Annotated in this window: 19 protein-coding genes; 7 read left to right on the forward strand and 12 right to left on the reverse strand. The window is 50.3% G+C overall.

What is annotated here, in order from left to right; translation table 11 throughout:
- Positions 1–84: 84 nt before the first annotated feature.
- Positions 85–1,293, reverse strand: a complete 1,209-nt coding sequence (locus ACJJJA_RS17740; protein ID WP_444902931.1) for a BaiN/RdsA family NAD(P)/FAD-dependent oxidoreductase — start codon at positions 1,291–1,293, stop codon at positions 85–87.
- Between the two features lie 28 nt (positions 1,294–1,321).
- Positions 1,322–1,891 carry a dCTP deaminase gene (gene dcd / locus ACJJJA_RS17745; RefSeq protein WP_444900087.1) on the reverse strand — a complete coding sequence of 190 codons (570 nt, stop codon included), beginning with the start codon at positions 1,889–1,891 and terminating at the stop codon, positions 1,322–1,324.
- A gap of 204 nt (positions 1,892–2,095) precedes the next feature.
- Between dcd and imuA the strand changes: the two genes are divergently transcribed.
- Together imuA and ACJJJA_RS17755 are read left to right on the forward strand one after the other, a co-directional pair.
- Positions 2,096–2,803, forward strand: coding sequence for a translesion DNA synthesis-associated protein ImuA (gene imuA, locus ACJJJA_RS17750; RefSeq protein WP_444902932.1), 708 nt, complete (start codon positions 2,096–2,098; stop codon positions 2,801–2,803).
- A gap of 21 nt (positions 2,804–2,824) precedes the next feature.
- Positions 2,825–3,766 (forward strand): Y-family DNA polymerase, encoded by a 942-nt coding sequence (locus ACJJJA_RS17755; RefSeq protein WP_444902933.1) that lies wholly within the window; start codon positions 2,825–2,827, stop codon positions 3,764–3,766.
- Between the two features lie 251 nt (positions 3,767–4,017).
- On the opposite strand, the gene ACJJJA_RS17760 is transcribed toward ACJJJA_RS17755, so the two are convergent.
- Positions 4,018–4,434, reverse strand: coding sequence for a pilin (locus ACJJJA_RS17760; RefSeq protein WP_444902934.1), 417 nt, complete (start codon positions 4,432–4,434; stop codon positions 4,018–4,020).
- Between the two features lie 384 nt (positions 4,435–4,818).
- On the opposite strand from ACJJJA_RS17760, the gene pilB reads away from it, so the two are divergent.
- The 5 genes from pilB (at position 4,819) to yacG (ending at position 9,840) form a co-directional block, all read left to right on the forward strand.
- Positions 4,819–6,531 carry a type IV-A pilus assembly ATPase PilB gene (gene pilB, locus ACJJJA_RS17765; RefSeq protein ID WP_444902935.1) on the forward strand — a complete coding sequence of 571 codons (1,713 nt, stop codon included), beginning with the start codon at positions 4,819–4,821 and terminating at the stop codon, positions 6,529–6,531.
- Between the two features lie 191 nt (positions 6,532–6,722).
- Positions 6,723–7,937 carry a type II secretion system F family protein gene (locus ACJJJA_RS17770; protein WP_444902936.1) on the forward strand — a complete coding sequence of 405 codons (1,215 nt, stop codon included), beginning with the start codon at positions 6,723–6,725 and terminating at the stop codon, positions 7,935–7,937.
- Position 7,938: 1 nt separating this feature from the next.
- Positions 7,939–8,820 carry a prepilin peptidase gene (locus ACJJJA_RS17775; RefSeq protein WP_444902937.1) on the forward strand — a complete coding sequence of 294 codons (882 nt, stop codon included), beginning with the start codon at positions 7,939–7,941 and terminating at the stop codon, positions 8,818–8,820.
- Positions 8,821–8,954: 134 nt separating this feature from the next.
- Positions 8,955–9,551 (forward strand): dephospho-CoA kinase, encoded by a 597-nt coding sequence (coaE, locus tag ACJJJA_RS17780; RefSeq protein ID WP_444902938.1) that lies wholly within the window; start codon positions 8,955–8,957, stop codon positions 9,549–9,551.
- 73 nt (positions 9,552–9,624) lie between these two features.
- Positions 9,625–9,840, forward strand: a complete 216-nt coding sequence (gene yacG, locus ACJJJA_RS17785; protein ID WP_444902939.1) for a DNA gyrase inhibitor YacG — start codon at positions 9,625–9,627, stop codon at positions 9,838–9,840.
- Between the two features lie 65 nt (positions 9,841–9,905).
- On the opposite strand, the gene mutT is transcribed toward yacG, so the two are convergent.
- From mutT to murC, 9 genes are all read right to left on the reverse strand, one after another.
- A complete protein-coding gene (gene mutT, locus ACJJJA_RS17790) occupies positions 9,906–10,304 on the reverse strand; it encodes an 8-oxo-dGTP diphosphatase MutT (protein ID WP_444884060.1) in 399 nt (132 codons plus the stop codon).
- 9 nt (positions 10,305–10,313) lie between these two features.
- Positions 10,314–11,516: a bifunctional glutamate N-acetyltransferase/amino-acid acetyltransferase ArgJ gene (gene argJ / locus ACJJJA_RS17795; RefSeq protein WP_444902940.1), complete on the reverse strand. Its 1,203-nt coding sequence runs from the start codon at positions 11,514–11,516 to the stop codon at positions 10,314–10,316.
- 217 nt (positions 11,517–11,733) lie between these two features.
- Positions 11,734–14,478 (reverse strand): preprotein translocase subunit SecA, encoded by a 2,745-nt coding sequence (secA, locus tag ACJJJA_RS17800; RefSeq protein WP_444900077.1) that lies wholly within the window; start codon positions 14,476–14,478, stop codon positions 11,734–11,736.
- Positions 14,479–14,640: 162 nt separating this feature from the next.
- A complete protein-coding gene (locus ACJJJA_RS17805) occupies positions 14,641–15,576 on the reverse strand; it encodes a M23 family metallopeptidase (RefSeq protein ID WP_252082956.1) in 936 nt (311 codons plus the stop codon).
- 201 nt (positions 15,577–15,777) lie between these two features.
- Positions 15,778–16,689: a UDP-3-O-acyl-N-acetylglucosamine deacetylase gene (gene lpxC, locus ACJJJA_RS17810; protein ID WP_252082957.1), complete on the reverse strand. Its 912-nt coding sequence runs from the start codon at positions 16,687–16,689 to the stop codon at positions 15,778–15,780.
- 426 nt (positions 16,690–17,115) lie between these two features.
- Positions 17,116–18,375, reverse strand: coding sequence for a cell division protein FtsZ (gene ftsZ, locus ACJJJA_RS17815; protein ID WP_252082958.1), 1,260 nt, complete (start codon positions 18,373–18,375; stop codon positions 17,116–17,118).
- 88 nt (positions 18,376–18,463) lie between these two features.
- Positions 18,464–19,699: a cell division protein FtsA gene (gene ftsA / locus ACJJJA_RS17820; RefSeq protein WP_444902941.1), complete on the reverse strand. Its 1,236-nt coding sequence runs from the start codon at positions 19,697–19,699 to the stop codon at positions 18,464–18,466.
- A 112-nt stretch (positions 19,700–19,811) separates the two neighbouring features.
- Positions 19,812–20,618 carry a cell division protein FtsQ/DivIB gene (locus ACJJJA_RS17825; protein WP_444902942.1) on the reverse strand — a complete coding sequence of 269 codons (807 nt, stop codon included), beginning with the start codon at positions 20,616–20,618 and terminating at the stop codon, positions 19,812–19,814.
- A gap of 6 nt (positions 20,619–20,624) precedes the next feature.
- Positions 20,625–22,067: a UDP-N-acetylmuramate--L-alanine ligase gene (gene murC / locus ACJJJA_RS17830; RefSeq protein WP_435583648.1), complete on the reverse strand. Its 1,443-nt coding sequence runs from the start codon at positions 22,065–22,067 to the stop codon at positions 20,625–20,627.
- Positions 22,068–22,078: the final 11 nt, after the last annotated feature.

Below are 22,078 nucleotides of genomic sequence, written 5' to 3' on the forward strand. Positions count from 1 at the left end.
CCTAGTGTGCAGACTTTATTGTTCCAAACTTAGTTATTGTGCAAACTTTTTCTACAGTGTGCGAACTTTATTGTACCAAAACAATTAGGCGACCTCCCCCGCCGCGTGCCCAGAAGCCCAGGCCCACTGAAAATTAAAGCCCCCCAGCCAGCCAGTCACATCCAGCACCTCGCCGATAAAATACAGCCCTGGCTGGGTTTTGCACTCCATAGTACGCGAAGAAATCTGATCTGTATCTACGCCGCCGAGGGTAACTTCTGCAGTGCGATAGCCTTCGGTGCCATCGGGAACCAGCGTCCAGGCTTGCAACTTAGCTCCGAGTTCCTGCAGCTCTATTTCAGTAAACTGCTTGAGGGGACGGCTGTCGATATGCTGCCGCTGCAGGAAAAACTGCACAAGCTTCTTAGTCCAAAGCTCAGCCAAAACACTGTGCAAGTGAATCTCCGGGCTCTCCCGGCGGCGCTGTTGCAGCCAATCGGCCAGATCACGATCCGGGGCCAGATCGAAAGTCACTTTTTCGCCTTCGCGCCAGTGGCTGGATATTTGTAACACTGCCGGTCCACTTAAGCCTCGGTGAGTAAACAGCATCTGCTCGTGAAAGCTACCCTCACCACAGGAGGCCGTCACACTAAGCGAGCTGCCCGGTAGGCTACCCTGTCGCTCCAAATGGCGCTTGTGCTGGGTAAAGGGCACCAAGGCCGCACGAGTGGGAATGATATTGAGCCCAAACTGGCGAGCGATATCATAGCCAAAGCCCGTGGCCCCCATGGTGGGTATCGACAATCCACCAGTAGCCACGACTAGGGACTCACAGTGAACCGTCCCCAGGCTGGTCTCAACACGATAACCACCCTGCCCCGACTCTACTGAGGATATGGTACAACGGGTGCGAACCTGAGCTTTGGCTGCACGGCACTCCGCCAATAGCAGGTCGAGAATATCCTTGGACTTGTTGTCGCAAAACAATTGGCCCAGTGTTTTCTCGTGGTAGGAAACCCCATGCTTATCCACCAATGCAATAAAATCCCATTGGCTATAACGCGCCAGGGCAGATTTACAAAAATGGGGATTGCGGCTATAGAAATTTTCCGCACTGGTGTAGAGGTTGGTGAAATTACAGCGCCCACCGCCGGACATCAGGATCTTCTTGCCAACTTTATTGGCATGATCCAATACCAGCACACTGCGGCCGCGCTGGCCGGCAGTGGCGGCGCACATTAAACCCGCTGCCCCAGCGCCGATAATCAGTACATCGACACTTTTGGGCAGCTGGCTATGGGATACATCACTCATGAATTAGGGCTGCGCAATCACCCAAGTATCAGGTACGAGGCAGGGTCACGCCGCGCTGCCCCTGGTACTTACCACCGCGATCCGCATAGGACACATCGCAGACTTCATCAGACTCAAAGAACAGCATCTGCGCTACACCTTCATTGGCGTAGATCTTCGCCGGCAGATTAGTGGTATTTGAAAACTCAAGGGTCACATGCCCTTCCCACTCCGGCTCCAGCGGCGTTACATTGACGATTATGCCGCAGCGCGCATAGGTGGATTTACCCAGACAGATAGTCAGTACTGAGCGCGGAATACGGAAATACTCCACTGTGCGCGCCAGGGCAAAGGAGTTCGGTGGGATAATACAGTACTCCCCTTCCACATCGACAAAGCTGTTTTCATCGAAGGTCTTGGGGTCCACGGTAGCCGAATGCACGTTGGTAAAGATCTTAAACTCGCCAGCACAGCGCACATCGTAACCATAACTCGAAGTACCGTAGGAGATGAGTCGCTCGCCATCATTGCCATGGCGCACCTGGCCCGGCTCAAAAGGCTCAATCATGCCGTGCTGCTCAGCCATGCGGCGAATCCACTTATCGGACTTGATACTCACTCCGTCCCCCTAAAAGAATAATCAGTGCTCAACAAAAGAGGCGGAATCATAGCCGGTTTAGACTGTGCAAAAAAGTGCCAATCGACGCCTTTCGACCTTGTCGCCAACCACTAACTACTGTATAAATCCACAATAATCTGTATATATATACAGTCACCTGATTAGATCCGATTGAAGACCGAGACAAGAATGCGGGGTGGCAATGTGAACAAAGCCAAAAACTTCATACAAAACAATCACTTGGAAAACCAAGCCAGCTCCTCGATCAGACTGCGACACTTTAGAGACAAGAAGGCCTGCCAAGCAGCCAATGAACCCCAAAACGCAGGGACCACTACCGGTTTCACCAGCTTGGATGCCCTTCTCAAAGACCGCGGCTGGCCGCACGGTAGCACTACTGAGCTGCTTGTAGCCCAGGCAAACTCCAACGCATTGAGTCTCCTACTCCCTATGCTCGCTGAACTTACCCAAAAGGGAGAGATGGTGATTCTCATCAAACCCCCATTTACTCCCAGTGCATCAGAACTTGCCCAGCATGGTATCCAACTGGAACAGCTATTATTAGTCCACCCCCGCGACAAGCGAGACTGCCTCTGGGCCATAGAGCAGTCCCTACAATCCGGAGGCTGTTCCGCAGTTTTGAGCTGGCAGGGCGAGCAGGCGATAAGTTATCGAGAGCTGCAGCGCCTGCAGCAATCCGCCGAAAAAAGCGGCTGTCTTCACTTCCACTTCCGCCCCCAGTCAGAAGCCCCACGTCCTTCACCGGCCAGACTAAAACTCCAACTGGATAACAGGCAGGAGCAGCTGGCCCTCAGGTTGCTCAACCAAACCGGAGGTCCCAGTGGCCAACGCCTACAGTTGAATAGACATCCAGACATCTCACCCAAACAACCCCACCAAATCTTGCACTAAGCTGCGCAGAAAAGGCTCTTTATGCTCTGGCTCTGTATTCGATTTCCTAAACTTCCCCTGGAAGCATTCACCCGCGCTCAAACGCCAAGAGAGAGAAGTCAGCCTCTGGCGATAGTGGAAAATGAAATCATAGAGGAGCCAAATCAAGCCGCCTTCAAGTCTGGAGTCATCTCCGGCCTGAGCATTGCCAGTGCTCGTAACATATGCCCAGGTTTACAGATAGTGCATCGCGATAGGGAAAGAGAGCAACGGCAGCTGGAGGAACTGGCGCAATGGGGATTCAGCTATACACCTATGGTTTCTGTAAAGGCAGCAACTGTAGAGGATATCCATCCCCCTCACCTCTACCTCGAATTAAGCAACTGTTTAAATATACAGGGCGGGCTCAGGTCGCTGTTGAATCAACTGCAGCAGGAACTTACGCAAATGGACATCGCTCATTGCCAGGGCCTTGGTCACAGCCCCAGTGCAGCGCTACTGCTCAGCCAATTACCGGAGCACCGCCAATGGCTACAGCAAACCCCTTACCAACCCACACCAAAACAGCTGAAGTATTGGATCAGTCACGCCCCCAGTAAGCTGCTGGGGTGCGATAACAGAACTATAGAGGAGCTCTATTCCCGTGGGTTTAAGCGGGTAAGTCAGTTATTAACTACGCCTCTATCAGAAATAGAGGCATGCTTTGGTTACGCTTTTCTCGATTACCTGGCTAGACTCAGTAGCTCCCTACAAAAGCCAATTTACAACTATCAGCCACAAACAGATTTTGATGGAAAATTATTTCTTTCGAAGCCACCTAATAAAAATATAAAAAGTCAAAAACTTATTAAAAAATTAAAAGAGCGCCTGGGACATCAAGCATTCACAAAAGTCATTATGAAGCAAATCACACAAAACCACTACTCGCTCGAATACTCCACGAAAAAAGCAATCCACAGACAGGCTACCGGGAAACTAGATTAATGATGCGCTTTTCCACATCAATACCTGCCACAAAGAAAAATAAACCACTGACGTTAATTGTTTTTTTCTGATAAAAAGGCAGGAGGCACATATCTCGGCAATCTGGGATTTACAGCCAGTAAGACAATTTTGCTAATAGACGCCTTTTGCTGGAGAGGCTCTCAAAAAAGCGAAAGCCCCGTAAACGGGGCTTTCCTCACTTAAAAGCTGCTAACTTCACACTTAAAGCTGTGGCTATTAAGCAGAATGATTTAGCATTCTACCCAGCCCTTATTACACACATCGGTTCCAGCCAGGCTAGCAGTAGTCCAAGTCATGCTTGAAGTGCCAGGTACAAAAGCCGGGCTGACTCGGATAGTCTCGTTGGTACCGTCACCATCCAGATCACCCAGATCGAGATCAATAACTCCGTCATTGATAGCTGTAACGGCTCCACTTATATCCGGGACTCCATTATTGCCAGCATCGCAAACAGTGAGGTCGGCGCCGTTGCTCTGGGAGCAGATTGCAACTGCGGTTTTAACTGCATTAGCTTCACTTGCCAGTACCTGACCAGAAGCGGAGCGAGTGTAATCTTCATAGGCCGGCAGAGCCACTGCAGCCAAAATACCAATGATTGCCACTACAATCATCAATTCAATAAGAGTAAAACCCTGTTGTTTTTTCATTGTAACCGTCTCCATACAGACTATTTAAATATGTGAATCCCGTGAGGAAGTCGCTAAACAAGATACAAGGTTTGTGCCAAGTTTGGCAAGAGAAGACAGAGCCGCAACATTACAAGTGAGAGGCGTATCACTATCACCTGATCCCATGCAAGTATCACTTAAAATTATTGACACCCAACTAAATCATTTGACAAAAAATGTCACCTTTAGACATCAGAGGAGCTTTTAAAAAGCAAACAATACCTTCAATTGGCTCAACAAGCATTATTCGCTATATTTGCCTTACTTTTGATCGTTTGCCTCAAACATCATTAGGTTAATAATTAAGCAGCAGAGATCTCTAATAAGATCGAGAGCGCAGCAATAGCAACAGTGGTTTCTCCCATGACTAGCTCCTCCCTCAGCGGCTTGGCAAAACGCTTAGTAGCCGACCAACTCTTAGACGAAAGCACCGCCGCCTCTGCCCTAAAGGCTGCCCACCGTGCAGGGCAAAGTTTTGCGCAGCATGCCGTGGAAGCCAAACTGGTAAAAAGCCGGGAACTCGCCAGCATTGCCTCTCATACTTTCGGCACACCGTTATTTGATCTCGGAAGTTACAATTTCGAGATGATCCCCAAAGGAATTGTCGATGAGAAATTAATCAGCAAGCACTTTGCCCTTCCCCTCTTTAAGCGAGGAAATCGCCTCTTTGTTGCAGTCGCAGACCCTACCAATCTAGCTGGCCTTGACGAAATTAACTTCAACACAGGCCTGAACACGGATGCTGTGTTGGTTGAGGTCGATAAGTTGACCAAAGCCATAGAAAGCTACCTCACCAGCAATGAGGACATAGGCGCTGGGTTAGATGGCATAGAGGATGATGAACTTGACTCCCTCGACGTTAGCGATAGTTCAGAGCAATCTGAAAGTGACACCGAACCTGGTGGCGACGAAGCGCCAATTGTCCGCTTTGTAAATAAGATTCTTCTTGATGCAATACGCACAGGAGCCTCAGATATTCATTTTGAGCCCTATGAAAAGGCCTACCGTGTTCGCCTGCGTACTGATGGCGTTCTCCATGAAGTGGCCAAGCCTCCCATCCAACTGGCTACAAGAATTTCTGCCCGCCTGAAAGTAATGTCCAAAATGGATATCTCGGAAAAGCGGGTACCCCAGGATGGCCGCATTAAGATGAAATTATCCAAGACCAAGGCTATCGACTTCCGGGTAAACAGCCTTCCAACATTATGGGGTGAGAAGATTGTCCTGCGAATTCTCGACCCCTCTTCCGCAAAACTGGGGATTGATGCACTTGGCTATGAAGATGATCAGAAGAAGATCTATATGGATGCCCTGGCTCAACCTCAGGGGATGATACTAGTAACCGGCCCCACAGGCTCTGGAAAAACGGTTTCTCTATATACAGGCCTGAATATTCTTAATACCTCGGAACGAAACATCTCCACAGCGGAAGACCCAGTGGAAATCAACCTGGAAGGCATTAACCAGGTGAACGTTTCCAACAAAGTAGGACTTAACTTTGCCGAGGCACTTCGCTCATTCCTACGCCAAGACCCAGATATCGTGATGGTGGGGGAGATCCGGGATTTAGAAACCGCCGAGATCGCGATCAAAGCAGCACAGACCGGCCACTTGGTGCTATCCACGCTACATACAAATTCAGCGCCAGAAACCCTAACGCGCCTGATGAATATGGGGGTACCCACCTTTAATATCGCCACCTCAGTCAGCATAATTATTGCTCAGCGTCTGGCGAGGCGCCTGTGTAATGAATGCAAGAAACCCGTCAATCTACCCGAGGAAGTTCTAGAGGCAGAAGGCTTTGATTCAGTTACGATTCCCAAAAACGAATGGACTATCTTTCAGCCCGCTGGCTGCGAACACTGCTCTAAGGGGTACAAGGGCCGTATAGGAGTGTATGAAGTGGTTCGCATCACGGATGGCATATCCAGAATTATAATGGAGGGCGGCAATTCCATTCAAATCGCCGACCAGGCACGCATGGAAGGCTTTAACAACCTAAGGGCTTCAGCATTGCGAAAAGTAGTAATGGGTATTATCAGTCTGGAAGAGGCTAATAGGGTTACCAAAGATTAATCTCCCTTCAATTATATTCTGGAGAAAAGGGAAACATACCTGGCAACTAAAACAATAGTTACTTACTAAAAAAATAGCGCTCGAAATTTTACTCGATATTACCCTGCGCTAAACAGCTGGTATAAGCACTTATACCAGCATAAAGATTCAGCCTATGCCTGCGAGGCAAATGAAAAGTAGGAATAGTATTTATGGCCAACGCCACAGCAATCACCTATATCTACAAAGGTGTAGATAGCAAGGGGGCCAAAGTTCAGGGAGAGATCAATGGCGCCAGCCCTGCCTTGGTGAAAGCACAGTTACGTAAACAAGGAATTATTGCAAATCGCGTTCAAAAAAAACCTAAACCATTATTTGGTAACGGAAAGAAAAAAATAAAACCAATTGATATAGCCCTCTTTACTCGACAAATGGCTACGATGATGAAAGCTGGTGTACCTCTGGTACAGAGTTTTGAGATTGTGGCTGACGGGCTAGACAACCAAGGTCTGAAAGAGCTGATTTACAAGATCCGGGATGAAGTATCTTCTGGCACAGCCTTTGCCGACGCCCTACGTAAACACCCTCTATATTTTGATCACCTTTTTTGCAATCTAGTTGCCTCTGGAGAGGAGTCCGGTGCGCTAGAGACAATGTTGGACCGCATAGCTACTTATAAAGAAAAATCTGAGTCACTTAAAGCTAAAATCAAAAAAGCAATGACCTACCCAATTGCAGTTATTATCGTAGCTGTCATTGTAACCTCATTGCTTTTAATTAAAGTTGTACCTCAATTTGCTAAAACTTTTTCTAGCTTTGGCTCAGATCTTCCCTACTTTACTCAAATAGTTGTCAAAATGTCTGAATGGATGCAAAGTAATTGGTTAATAGCATTATTCGCCATTACTTTTACAATTGCTGGAATCATAGAATCAAAGAAGCGCAGCAGAAAAGTTGCAGAGTTTTTTGATAAATTAATCCTCAAGCTTCCAATTCTGGGCACTATTGCCTATAACTCTATTTCAGCAAGGTTTGCTCGCACCCTATCTACAACTTTTGCCGCTGGCGTACCATTAATTGATGCTCTTAAGTCAGTAGCAGGGTCAACAGGCAATAGTATTTACGAAGAAGCAACTCTCAAAATAAGGGACTCTGTAGCTACTGGTATCCCATTAAATTCAGCACTCCGATCTTCTGGCCTCTATCCTGTAATGCTTGTCCAAATGACAGCCATTGGTGAGGAGTCTGGCGCTCTGGATGAAATGCTTCAAAAAGCCGCCGATTATTATGAAGAGGCTGTTGATAACATGGTAGACAATCTCACAACTCTTTTAGAGCCAATGATTATGGCCATTTTGGGGGTCCTTGTTGGCGGCCTACTTATTGCTATGTATCTCCCAATATTCCAGCTAGGAAAAGTAGTATAAAATGGTTCCGGAAAATATAGTATTGCACTCAGCTCTACTCCTTGGCAGCGCTTTTATTATAGGCCTGATAATAGGCAGCTTCCTTAATGTAGTAATCCTTCGCCTGCCAATAATGATGGAGCGGGAATACAAACGAGATTTTTATAGCTACTTCAACACTAAACCAGACACCAAAGAACAGGAAGAACTCGAGAAGCCTTTTAATCTAGTGCTACCCAACTCACACTGCCCCAAGTGCAAAACCGAAATCAAACCCTGGCAAAATATTCCTGTAGTCAGCTATCTACTTTTGCGCGGTAAATGTGGCTCCTGTGGCACGCCGATTTCCAAACGCTACCCTTTGATTGAGTTGGCTACTGGAATTCTCACCGCAGTAGTGGTTTGGCAGCTGGGTTTTACTTGGCAGGCGCTGGCGGGCTGCGTCTTTACTTGGGCTTTAGTCGCACTAACCGGTATCGACTTCGATAAGCAGTTGTTGCCAGATAGCATTACGCTACCACTGCTCTGGGGCGGCTTGTTAATAAACCTTTGGGGTATTTTTGTTCCACTGCAAGATGCCGTTATTGGAGCTATCGCTGGCTATCTTTCTTTGTGGCTGGTGTTTCATATCTTTAAGTTGGTTACCAGCAAGGAAGGTATGGGAGCTGGGGACTTCAAGATACTCGCAGCTATCGGGGCCTGGTTTGGCTGGCAGATGCTGCCTCTGGTAATTCTGCTCTCTGCCGCAGTTGGTGCTATAGCGGGTATTTCCTGGAGCCTGGCGGTTGGACGGGATCGCAATCTGCCGATTGCCTTTGGTCCTTATCTGGCCGGTGCAGGCTGGATTGCTATGCTATGGGGTGAGCAGATTGTTGATTGGTACCTGAGATTTTCCGGCCTATAGGTAGCCAGCCATACCAGCTACTTTCAGGACCCGATTAGCCCATCTGAGGCAAGTGAATTACCATTAACCCGGCCACTCATTGGCCGGGTTTCTTGTTTTTAGCTCCAAACTTTTTATTACAGGGAGACAAGCCATTGTTTCGAGTAGGCTTAACTGGAGGTATCGGCAGTGGCAAGTCAGCCGCCGCGGGGTACTTTCGCGAGCTGGGCATTCACGTGGTGGATGCGGACTGGGCCGCAAGGGTAGTGGTACAACCTGGCAGACCTGCGCTGGAGCAGATAGCCCGACACTTTGGCGCAAATGTATTACTAGAAAATGGTGAGCTGGATCGAGCGCAACTGCGTGTCTTAGTGTTTGATCATGATGAAGAGCGGGCCTGGCTGGAAAAGCTATTGCACCCTTTGATACGCGAGGAAATCATTACCTCGCTAGAACAGAGTTCTAGCCCTTACGCGATACTGGAGTCACCACTATTGATCGAATCCGGCCAATATCAGCTGGTAGATAGAATCTGCGTGGTAGATTTGCCGGAAAGCTTACAGCTGGAGAGGGCCAGCGGTAGAGATGAAAATCACCCAGAACAAATACGCAAAATTATGGCGGCACAGCTTAACCGACAGGAGCGCCTGGCCAAGGCTGATGATGTGCTGAACAATTCTATAGGATTGACGGAGTTACGCAGCCAGGTACAAGCTTTGCATCAGAAATATTTGCAATTAGCGAAGTCTTAGCACGACTCTACTAATGTAAAATAATAGACCCTGAGACTACCCCAAACATCGAAGAAGCTGTACCAAACCTAAAATGCCCAAGCCAAAAGAAGCCCCAAGCCTAAACTGCCCCACCTGTAAAAAGCCGATAGAGTGGAGCCATAAGTTTCCCTTTAAACCTTTTTGCAGCGAGCGTTGCAAATTAATTGATCTTGGCGAGTGGGCCAGTGAGGGGCACAAGATACCAGGCGAGTCTATTTATGATGACGTTTTGAGTGATGACCTAGACCCGAGCAAGCAGCGCCATTAAGTCGAGATCTATGATTGCAGCCTATGCATAAGACTCTGCCAAGACTTTACATAGGCGTGCTCGATTTAAACTTCCACAGCCTTGATAGCCTCAATAATCGCCTGGTTGGCATCTGGGAACTGATAATTGTTTAGTTCCTGTACCGCCACCCAGGCGGTCTCCTGCCCCTCACGCCCCTGAGCCTCACCGGAAAATGCCGTTACCTGCCAGGTGTCCAGCAATACGGTCTTTTCCGCATACTCATGCTGGATTTCCACCAGAGGCTGCAGTTGCTCAACCTCAATTGCCACTTCCTCAAGCAGCTCGCGGGTCAGAGCCTGCTGTACGGTTTCCCCTAGCTCCACCTTGCCACCAGGAAACTCCCAGCGCCCGCCCATATGCAGATGATCCGGGCGGCGGGCAATTAAAATTTTGCCATCGCTGCGACGGACTACACCAACAGCAACATGAATAACACGGCTCACAACAACTCCTCAGGTGCGATATTCGGCGTTGATGGTGACATACTCGTGGGAGAAGTCACAGGTCCAGATATGCTCACTGACGTTGCCACGGTCCAGCTCTATACGAATGGTAAATTCAGGCTGAGAAAACACCTGCTCGCCCAACTCTTCCCGGTAGTCCACCGCGCGACCTCCGGCCTGTACTACCTGCACAGTATCCAGGTAAATATTGACCTTTTCAGTATCCAGACCATGAGTTATTGCATTGCCAACAGCCATCACTAAACGCCCCCAGTTGGGGTCTGAAGCGTAGAGTGCAGTCTTTACCAGAGGGGAATTACCTACTTCGAAAGCGACTTTAAGAGCTTCTTCACTACTCTCCGCACCTTCCACCTGAATCGTGACAAATTTGTTGGCCCCCTCACCATCCCGAACCACATCCTGGGCCAGCTCGATATGCACCTCGGTAATAGCTTCCATCAATGCGCTATAACCTTCATCAGCAGGGGAATGGATAGGCTTACCTTTTACTCCACTGGCAATGAGCACACAGGCATCATTGGTAGAGGTATCGCCATCTACACTAACGCGATTAAAGGAGGCATTTACGGCCTCCTTCACCATTTGATCCAGTAAAGGCTGGGCGATGCTGGCATCAGTGGCGACATAGGCCAACATGGTCGCCATATTTGGCTGAATCATGCCGGATCCTTTGGCGATCCCCACGACCGTAATTTCTTCACCGCCAATATTCAGGAGACGCTTGGCAGTTTTCGGGCGAGTATCCGTAGTCATAATGGCTTTTGCTGCCCGCCCCCATCCGCTTTCGATTAGTTCGGCAGCAGCGCTGGGGATAGCATCCAATAAACGCTGCAAAGGCAGGTGCTCACCAATCACCCCAGTGCTGAATGGCAATACCTGCTCTGCTCGAACATTCATCGCTGCAGCTACTGCTGAACAGCAGACCCTGGCGTCGCTTAGACCACGCGCACCCGTGGCCGCATTGGCGTTACCCGCATTAACCAGCAAGGCGCGGATATTGCCCTGTGCGATATGCTCCTTGGCTACCAGTACCGGCGCCGCACAGAAGCTGTTCTGGGTGAAGGTGGCCGAGACCGATGCACCCTCGGCGACCTCTATTAACAACAGGTCATCACGGGACCAATCTTTGATCTTGGCTGGAACACTGGCAAGGCGAACCCCTTTTACGGGAGGAAGTAATGATTCAGGCATATCTGATCGACTCTAGCACCGGCTTCGGCTCTAGTTAGTTAAAGCTAGCTGTAGGTAGAAAAGCGCCATTATTAGATCCTACCTCTTTCGAATCAACAATTATCCGCACTTGATGCGGATAAAAATATAAATTCCGCAGAATATTTTCTTGTCAGTCAAAAAAATACCCCGCATATAGCGGGGTATTTTCTAACTTAAACACTACAGTCTGAAGGCCTTAGCTCTGGGTAGAGGAAGCCAACTTACCGTGGCACTGCTTGTATTTCTTGCCAGAACCGCAGGGACATGGGTCATTACGGCCAACCTTGGGTCCACGGCGCTCTGGCACAGGTGCCGCCTGCTGCTGCGGCTGACTTTCAGGAATTGCGGAGGCCTCGGCATGCTGGAGCTCCAGCTGCTGCTTACGCTGCTCTTCCAGGCGGCGCTGCTCCAACTCGTCCATTTGCTCGCGGGTCATAGGTTCCACATGGGCCAGGATACGTACCACCTCGTGCTTGAGGTTTTCCAGCATACTCTGGAAAAGGTGGAAAGACTCGCGTTTGAACTCCTGCTTAGGGTTCTTGTTGGCGTAAGCACGCAAACCAATACCCGCTCGCAGGTGGTCCATGCTGGAGAGGTGTTCCTTCCATAGCTGATCCAGCACTTGCAGCATGATCTGACGCTCCACTGTCGGCATCAGATTGGCATCGCCAGAAGATTCACTAATGCGCTCCACCTTGGTGGCGTAAGCGGCTTGAGCTTCGGCAACAACCTTCTCGCGCAGCGTCTCCTCGTGCAGATTGCGGTCTTCATCCAACCATTTCTGAATAGGCAGCTCAATGCCCAGTTCACCGGCCAACTGCTGCTCCAGTGCCGGGATATCCCACTGCTCCTCAACACTCTGTGGTGGTACAGAAGCGGAGATAATTTCATTCACAACATCTTCGCGAATAGCGTTGATGGTATCGCTGATCTGACCGGCTTCCAGCAGCTCATTGCGCTGGCTGTAAATCACCTGGCGCTGATCATTGGCCACATCATCATATTCCAGCAGCTGCTTGCGAATATCGAAGTTGCGCCCTTCAACGCGACGCTGGGCTTTTTCAATCGCATTGGAGACCATGCGGTGCTCAATAGCCTCACCGCGCTCCATTCCCAGCATCTGCATAAAGTTCTTCACCCTATCGGAGGCGAAGATACGCATCAGATTATCTTCCAGAGACAAGTAGAAACGGGTTACACCGGGGTCACCCTGACGCCCGGCACGGCCGCGCAGCTGGTTGTCGATACGGCGCGACTCGTGACGCTCGGTGCCGATAATATGTAAACCACCCGCCTCGATCACCTGTTCGTGGCGCTTCTTCCACTGCTCCTTCACCTTGGCCACTTCGGCCTCACTCAAATCACTACCTTTCTCCTGAGTGAGCGCCTCGGCCTCAGCCTCCCAGTTACCACCCAGCACGATATCAGTACCGCGACCGGCCATATTGGTTGCAATGGTGACAGTACCGGGACGGCCAGCCTGAGCAATTATTTGTGCTTCACGTTCATGGTATTTGGCATTTAGTACCTGATGCTTGATGCCCGCCTTTTGCAACATGCGCGACATCTCTTCAGAAGTCTCGATAGAGGCGGTACCTACGAGGATCGGTGCCTGCTTATCACGGCAGAACTTAATATCCTCGATAATGGCGTCCATTTTTTCTTCTTTGCTCAGGTAGACCAGGTCGTTGAGGTCATCCCGCTGAATATTCTTATTAGTGGGGATTACTACCACATCCAGACCATAAATCTGCTGGAATTCAAACGCTTCAGTGTCTGCGGTACCTGTCATACCAGAGAGCTTTGGATAGAAACGGAATAAATTCTGGAAGGTAGTGGAGGCTAGCGTCTGACTTTCAGACTGGATCTGAACATTCTCCTTGGCTTCCAGCGCCTGATGCAAACCCTCGGAGAGACGACGGCCCGGCATAGTACGGCCGGTGTGCTCATCGATCAGGACAACCTGACCGTTTTGCACGATATAGTCCACGTCCCGGTTAAACAGTACCTGGGCACGCAATGCGGCATGCACATGGTGCAGCAGGCCCAGGTTACCAGGGGCGTAGAGAGATTGATCTTCTTTCATCAAGCCGCTGCGAGACAGCAGCTCTTCCACCAACTGATGCCCCTGCTCGGTCAGCTCTACCTGGCGGGTCTTCTCATCTACGGTGTAGTGTCCCTCACCACCTTCTTCGGCACGCTCCAGCTGTGGAATCAGCTTATTCATGGCCAAGTAAAGGTGAGAGGAATCTTCCGCCGCACCAGAAATAATCAACGGGGTACGTGCCTCATCGATAAGGATTGAGTCCACCTCATCCACGATGGCAAAGTTTTGTGGGCGCTGGGTACGATCTTCCTTGCGTAACACCATATTGTCACGCAGATAATCGAAGCCAAATTCGTTGTTGGTGCCGTAAGTAATATCGGCCTGATAGGCGGCCTTTTTCTCGTCCGGGTGCTGCTGGGAGACAATCACTCCAACAGTCAGACCGAGAAATTCATAGACTGGGCGCATCCAATTGGCGTCGCGGGATGCCAAGTAGTCGTTGACCGTAACAATATGTACGCCCTTGCCTTCGAGCGCGTTCAAATAAGCCGGTAAGGTCGCTACCAGAGTCTTACCTTCACCGGTACGCATTTCCGCGATACGACCTTCATGTAGCGTCATACCGCCGATTAGCTGTACATCGAAGTGACGCATGCCCATTGTGCGCCGACCCGCTTCACGCACTGCAGCGAAAGCTTCCGGCAGCAGCTGGTCTAGAGTTTCCCCATCTGCAATACGCTTTTTAAACTCTTCTGTTTTGGCACGAAGAGCTGCATCATCCAGCTTCTGGAAATCCTCTTCCAGCGCGTTGACTTTTTCCACGACGCGTCGCATGCGCTTCAGCTCGCGGTCATTTTTTGTACCAAAGACCGATTTAATCAGTTTGCCAATCATTATCTAGAAACCACTTATCTTATGTGCGCTATCGGCGCTAATGCTGGGCAGATATTGCACCGATACTCCTTTATGCGAGGGGTGCAAGTAAACAGGAAGGCGTAAGCGCTGGCAACTCTTATGCCAAGCTGCCAGCAATTACGCGTAAAGGAAGGATAGTTGTTATCTGCCTGTACGGCGGATATAGCTGGCCGGGTCGACCGTGCGATTGTTCTTAAAGATCTCAAAGTGTACATGGGGACCAGTGGAGCGCCCACTGGACCCCATTTGGGCAATCACCTGCCCTTTCTTAACTACATCACCGAGCCCAACATTGAGCTCACTGTTATGGCCGTAGCGGGTGGAATAACCATTACCATGATTGATTTCCACCATATGTCCGTAGCCGTGACGCTCATCAGCCCAGGTAACAACACCGGCGGCTACAGATACTACGTCTGACCCCATCTTACCAGCAAAGTCCACACCTTTATGCCAAGTGCGGCGCCCTGTGAAAGGGTCGGTGCGATAACCATAACGCGAGGACATCCAGCCTTTGGTGATCGGGCGCCCAGCAATAAATTGCTCATCCTCAAGCTGCAGGTTTGCCATCAGGGACTCGAGCGTATTGAGCTGCATTTGGCGATCATCTACTTTGTGAGACAAGTCACCAATCACTTCGAGAAACTCGGGGGGTTGATAGGGTAAATCTGAAGCTCCGGCGATGCCAGGATCTTCCGGACCACCCACTGCAGGCACAGCGCTAAATTCAAACTCGCCCTGATCGAGATTGGCCGCTGCGGTTAGGCGCTCACCCACAGCATCCAATCGGGTAAGACGCGCCTGCAATTCAGCCAGTTTTACCGTGAGCGCAGCAAGTTGCTCGTGAGCCTCGCGATCGGCCTCCTCAATTTCCTGCTGCTGCTTACGTAAAGCGCGCTCCCAAGCCTTGGCTGTACGCGCATCAAATAAATCAGTTTTGGTCACGGGAAGATTGGCACCCAGGAAGAAGGCACCAACCGGGAGGCCCAAGAGGCACAAGCTCAATAGCGCCTTGCTCAGCCCACCAAAGTTGAAGCTGCGGGTTGCACCGCGCTCATTGACCAGAATTACTTTCATAACAAGCAGGAGAAGTCCGATATCTTGTAATTTTGCTGTCTCTGTAAGTGAGACGAGGCTCCAGTGCAATACCTCACACTAAAAGACCGGTCATCCAAATACCCAAAGGGAAACAAGGTTACCAGAATTACCCCAACCCTCTCTGGCGAATCTGTCACGTAAAAAAGCCGGCAATATAATGCCGGCTTTTTTATTGAGAGTTTAAACTGCCAGTATTGGCTTAACGTAGGAGATTGGAGCTTCTTGCTCTCCCTCGAATGTCACCATCTCCCATGCGTCCTTTTGAGTCATCAAATGACGCAGAGACTTATTGTTCAAGGAGTGGCCGGATTTAAAGGCTTTAAACTCACCGATCAGACTGGTACCCAGAAGATAAAGGTCGCCAATGGCATCGAGAATTTTATGTTTCACAAATTCGTCTTCGTAACGCAATCCACCTTCATTCAGAATGCGATACTGGTCAATCACGATGGCGTTATCCACAGAACCACCCTGAACCAAACCCTTAGAGCGCAGGTACTCAATTTCGTGCATAAATCCGAATGTACGCGCACGACTCACCTCTTTCACAAAAGAAGTACTGGAGAAGTCTACGGAAGAGGTTAGGTTACGCCCCTGGAATACCGGGTGGTCAAAGTCGATGGTAAAGGAGACCTTGAAACCATTGAAAGGCAGGAAGCTGGCTACTTTATCGCCCTCTTCCACGGTAATCGGCTTCTTAATACGCAGGAATTTCTTCGGCGCAGATTGCTCCTGAATACCAGCGGACTGGATCAGGAACACAAAAGGACCGGCACTGCCGTCCATAATTGGTACTTCCTGGGCGGACAGTTCGACAATCGCATTGTCGATACCCAGGCCCGCCATCGCCGAGAGTAAATGCTCCACGGTAGCGATGCGAACATCGCCCTTGACCAGGGTAGTGGAAAGTAGCGTATCGCCCACATTCTCTGCGCGGGCTTCAATTTCGACCACCGGGTCCAAGTCCGTTCGACGGAACACGATGCCGGTGTCTACGGGAGCCGGCTTCAAGGTCAGGATGACCTTTTTGCCAGTGTGCAGACCTACGCCAGTGGCGCGAATAGCATTTTTAAGCGTGCGCTGTTTGATCATGAAACTATCTTTTCCCAGTCGGTGGTCTACGCAAAACGCGCAGCAAGCCGCCGATATTAGCACAATTGCGACGCCAATACCAATTGTGGGCGTGTGGTCAACTTAACACACCGCCACCGTCCTTCTAAGGATAGTTTAAATAAAGATTGGAGCGCCACATCTCAGTCGCTGAGACAGCATTTTAAGACCATGAGCGCCGGGATCACTGTAAAAAATTGTTAATTAAACTCTTACTTGCCTATTTCCTTACCACGCATAGCAGAGTAACTCTGATATCAGGTCTTATGGAACTGGGCAAACTTCTGATTTAGCAATACCAAAAGTGATATCAAATACAAAATTCTGCGATAAGCCGCCCCGCAGAGGCGACACCCAACAATAAGCTGGGTGGACATGAGCAGTGTACTGCCTCTGCGGCGGCTACTCTCAGTCTGCCTGGCGGCGCAGGAAGGCCGGAATATCCAAATATTCCATATCGGCATCAGCAGAACTGAGCGACGGAGCGGGGCGCTTGGGACGCTCTACATCCACCCTAGGACGGGTGTCGGCCGCGCTCTCACGAGAGACTAGCCCTGCGGCACCGTGGCTTTCACGCATATCGCGCATATCCCGGCTCTCACGCATGTCTCGAGTCTCGCGAACATCGCGGGATTCACGCACTTCTGGACGACGTGTGTTATCTACCACTTTAGCCGGGCGAGCCGCAGGAGTTCCCTCACCCAGGCCAGCGGCTACTACAGTCACCCGCATTTCATCACCCAGCTTATCATCCACTGCCGTACCAATAACCACTGTGGCCTCATCAGAGGCGATCTCCTGCACGATCTCACCCACTTCAGAGTATTCACCCAGGGTCAACTCCTGACAGCCAGCTTCTTCACTGCCGGTAATGATGTTGACCAAAATACCGCGTGCACCAGCAAGGTTAACGTTATCCAACAGAGGACTGCGTACAGCCTTCTCCGCCGCTTCACGAGCGCGATTCTCGCCAATGGCAGAGCCGGAGCCCATCATCGCCATACCCATTTCAGACATCACCGTGCGTACATCGGCGAAGTCCACATTCATAATGCCGGGGCGGATCATCAGATCGGCAATACCTTGAACCGCTCCGAGTAACACGTTGTCAGCCTCTTTATAGGCAGACTTCATGGTGATTTTGCTACCCAATACTTCCAGCAGGCGATCGTTAGGGATAGTAATCAGGGAGTCCACTTTGTCGCGCAGTTCGAGAATACCCTCTTCGGCTACGACAGTGCGCTTGCGGCCTTCAATTTTGAACGGGCGAGTAACAACAGCCACGGTGAGAATGCCGAGCTCTTTGGCAATCTCGGCTACAATCGGCGCTCCACCGGTACCAGTGCCGCCCCCCATGCCAGCGGTAATAAACACCATATCAGCACCGCCCAAGACTTCAGCGATGCGATCGCGGTCTTCCAGAGCGGACTGACGACCGATATCGGGATTGGCCCCAGCACCTAGTCCACGGGTAATCGTATTACCAAGCTGTAGGATAGTTTGCGCTTCAATATCTTTCAGCGCCTGAGCGTCAGTGTTCGCGCAGATAAAGTCTACGCCCTCCACGTCGCTGGCAATCATATGCTTAACAGCATTGCCACCGCCGCCGCCGACTCCTATTACCTTGATGACAGGTTTATCCTGTACGCTATCAACTAGCTCGAACATCGCTGTTCCCCTTTCTTGCTCATGTCGAATTTTACAGCCACGCCTAAAAAAAATCCCTTATGGGACGGCTAATTCTGGTTGCATGCTATTACAAATTTCCACGAAACCAGTGCTTTACTTTGTCCCACCACTGATTATCGTTACGCACGGGCTGAGTTCTTCCCTCTGCAGCCTCTTCCTGCTGCATTGCGTACATCAATAATCCAACTCCGGTGGAGTAAATTGGATTGCTCACAATATCGCTCAATCCAGAAATTCCTTGAGGCACTGCGAGACGTACCGGCATATGGAAAATTTCCTCAGCCAGCTCTACCGCACCCTCCATTTTTGAAGAGCCTCCCGTTAAAACCACTCCTGCTGCGCACAGGTCTTCAAATCCACTGCGGCGCAATTCCGCCTGCACCAGAGTAAACAGCTCGTCATAGCGCGGCTCTACTACTTCAGCCAGGGCCTGACGGGACAAATCCCGGGGTTCCCGATCTCCGACACTCGGTACTTTTATGGTTTCACCTTCCCGCGCAAGTTTTGCCAGAGCACAGGCATATTTTATTTTTAAATCTTCGGCGTGCGGTGTCGGGGTACGCAATGCCATCGCGATATCGTTAGTCACCTGATCCCCAGCGATGGGAATCACTCCAGTATGGCGAATTGAGCCACCGGTAAAAACAGCAATATCGGTGGTGCCCCCACCGATATCCACCATACATACTCCGAGTTCTTTCTCATCTTCAGTCAGTACCGCGTAACTGGAAGCCAGCTGTTCGAGAATGACATCCTCCACTTCAAGACCACAGCGGCGGATACACTTCTCAATATTTTGTGCCGCATTGACGGCACCACTGACTAAATGCACCTTTGCTTCGAGGCGCACACCAGACATACCCAGAGGCTCTTTTACCCCCTCCTGGTTGTCGATCAGGTATTCTTGCGGCAGCGTATGTAAAATTTTCTGATCCGCGGGTATAGCAACTGCACGAGCTGCATCAATTACCCGATCCAAATCCTGTTGGGTTACTTCACGATCTTTAATAGCCACAATGCCGTGAGAATTGAGACTGCGAATATGGCTGCCCGCGATACCGGCATACACAGAGTGAATTTCACACCCCGCCATTAATTCTGCTTCCTCCACCGCACGCTGAATAGATTGCACGGTGGATTCAATATTTACCACCACACCTTTTTTCATCCCGGTGGAGCGATGGGAGCCAATACCAACAATATTAAGCTCCCCGTTAGCAGATACCTCACCAACGATGGCAACCACCTTGGAGGTGCCGATATCCAGCCCAACAATCATGCGCTGATCGGATACTTGTGTCATTTTTGTGCCAACCTCGCTAGGCCATACCCCGGCTTTCCTTTCATTATCAACCGGATCAGCGCCTTCGCTTTTAAACTTTATCTTTCCACAGCGGCTACTGCCGCGTCCCTGTTTACTCTTGCTCGTTCTTCCACTGAACCGCTACCGCGTTACCGTAACGAGTATCTACCTCGGCTACTTTTTGTAAATAAGGAGCAAGTAACCCGCGACTCAAAGTGAGAAAGCGGTTAACACGCTCCAGCAGTGCCTCATGACCGAGTTTTAATTCAATTCCCGACATCAACTCCAGACGCCAGCCACTAAGGTCATCAAATGACAAGCGCTTCACTTCCATATCCCGCGTAGTCAAAAGCCCCGCAAGCGCTTGGTATTGGGACATAATTTGCCCAACCAATTCTTCATCCCCGGCGAGCTCGGGTAGTGTACCCACCTGCATTTGTTTCGGCCGTGGCAGCAGTGCACCACTGGCAACCAACAAACGATCACGGCCCCAGATGGCAAGTGGCTGCGCCTCGCTGACTTCAACAACAACGCCTTTGGGCCAGCGGCGACTTATGGAAACCTTGGTAATCCACGGTTTCTCTAGCAATGCTGCGCGCATCGCGCGGATATCAACAGAAAAAAAACCCGCTTGCAAATACGGCAGTAAAATTTCTTTAATCTGCTCTTCAGTTACAGCATTAAAGGTTCCGCGAACCTCAACTTGCTCCAGTGCATCAACTCGACTGATCTGAATCGCCGGTAGGTGCTGCCACAACCAGTAGCCCCCACTAAGCAGCCCACCAAGCAAGAACATTAAGACACTGGTAAATAACCAGGGGCGCCAGTGGAATCCCCGCTTCTCTCTCTCTTTGAGAGGGCTGGCACCACGAACCGAGGCCCGGGGAGTCCCTGTATTTTTTTTTTGTGCAGACCTCACTACCACTCAAGCCTCGAGGTCTTTCTCACCCAGGCGCCATTCCGCCAACCTCTGTGAAAGAGCCCCAACATTACCCGCGCCCTGAGTCAGAACCACATCGCCGGGTTCCAGTAGATCAGCCAGGATCGGGGGAACCTGATCAACGGTTTCGACAAAAATGGGATCGACCTGGCCTCGATTGCGCAGGCTACGAGCCAAAGTCCGCCCATCCGCGCCGGCTATCGGTGCCTCCCCAGCACTGTAAACATCCAGCAAAATTAGTTTGTCCACCTCGGACAGCACCTGAACAAAATCCTCAAACAGATCTCGGGTTCGGGTATAGCGATGCGGTTGGTAAACCATCACTAAGCGCCGATCGGACCAGCCGTCACGTACAGTCCTGATAGTTGCTGCCACTTCCCTTGGGTGGTGGCCATAATCGTCCACCAGCATCACTTTTTCTGCGTTACTGTCGTCACTAATAGAGAAATCTCCATAAATTTGGAAGCGACGACCGACTCCTTGGAAACCTTGTAATCCCTTTTGAATAGCTTCATCACCGATACCCTCATCGGTAGCGACAGCAATTGCCGCAGTAGCATTCAATACATTATGAATACCAGGAGTATTTACCGAGACCTCAAGCAGATCACCCGCCGGACGCTGCACTTTAAAATGGCTTCGCAACGGCTCCTGTTTAACCTCGACAATGCGGAAATCATTGCCCTCAGCAAACCCATAAGTCAGCACCGGCCGGGAAAACTTGGGAATTACTTCCTGCACATTGGCATCATCGCCACAGACCACAGCAAGACCATAAAAAGGCAGGTTATGGACAAAATCAATAAAGATCTGTTTGACCTTTTCAAAGTCCCCACCATAGGTTTCCATATGGTCCGCATCAATATTCGTGATCACCGTCACCATCGGTTGCAGGTGAATAAAAGATGCATCACTTTCATCTGCCTCAGCGATTAGATAACGACTTTCGCCCAATGCCGCATTGGCACCTGCCGAATTGACCAAACCGCCAATCACAAACGTCGGATCTTTTTTATCCGCAGCAAAAATCGAGGCTATCAGGCTGGTAGTTGTAGTCTTTCCGTGTGTACCCGCCACGGCAATACCATAGCGATAACGCATCAGTTCCCCGAGCATTTCCGCACGGCGCACCACCGGAATTCGGTTTTCGTGGGCGGCGACCAACTCTGGATTGTCGTCATGCACGGCCGAAGAGTTAACAACCACATCGACACCGCGGATATTTTCCGAACTGTGTCCAATTTCAACCCTAACACCAAGCTTTTGCAGACGGTCTGTTACAGCTGATTCGCGCAAATCGGAACCAGAAACCTCGTAACCCTGATTCTGTAGCACTTCGGCAATGCCGCTCATGCCTGCACCACCCACTCCGATAAAGTGGATGCGACGAATGCGGCGCATCGTCGGTACAGCATAACTTTTTTCCATATTGGCACGCT

The organism is Microbulbifer mixtoriginis (SeqCode), from assembly GCF_052466865.1.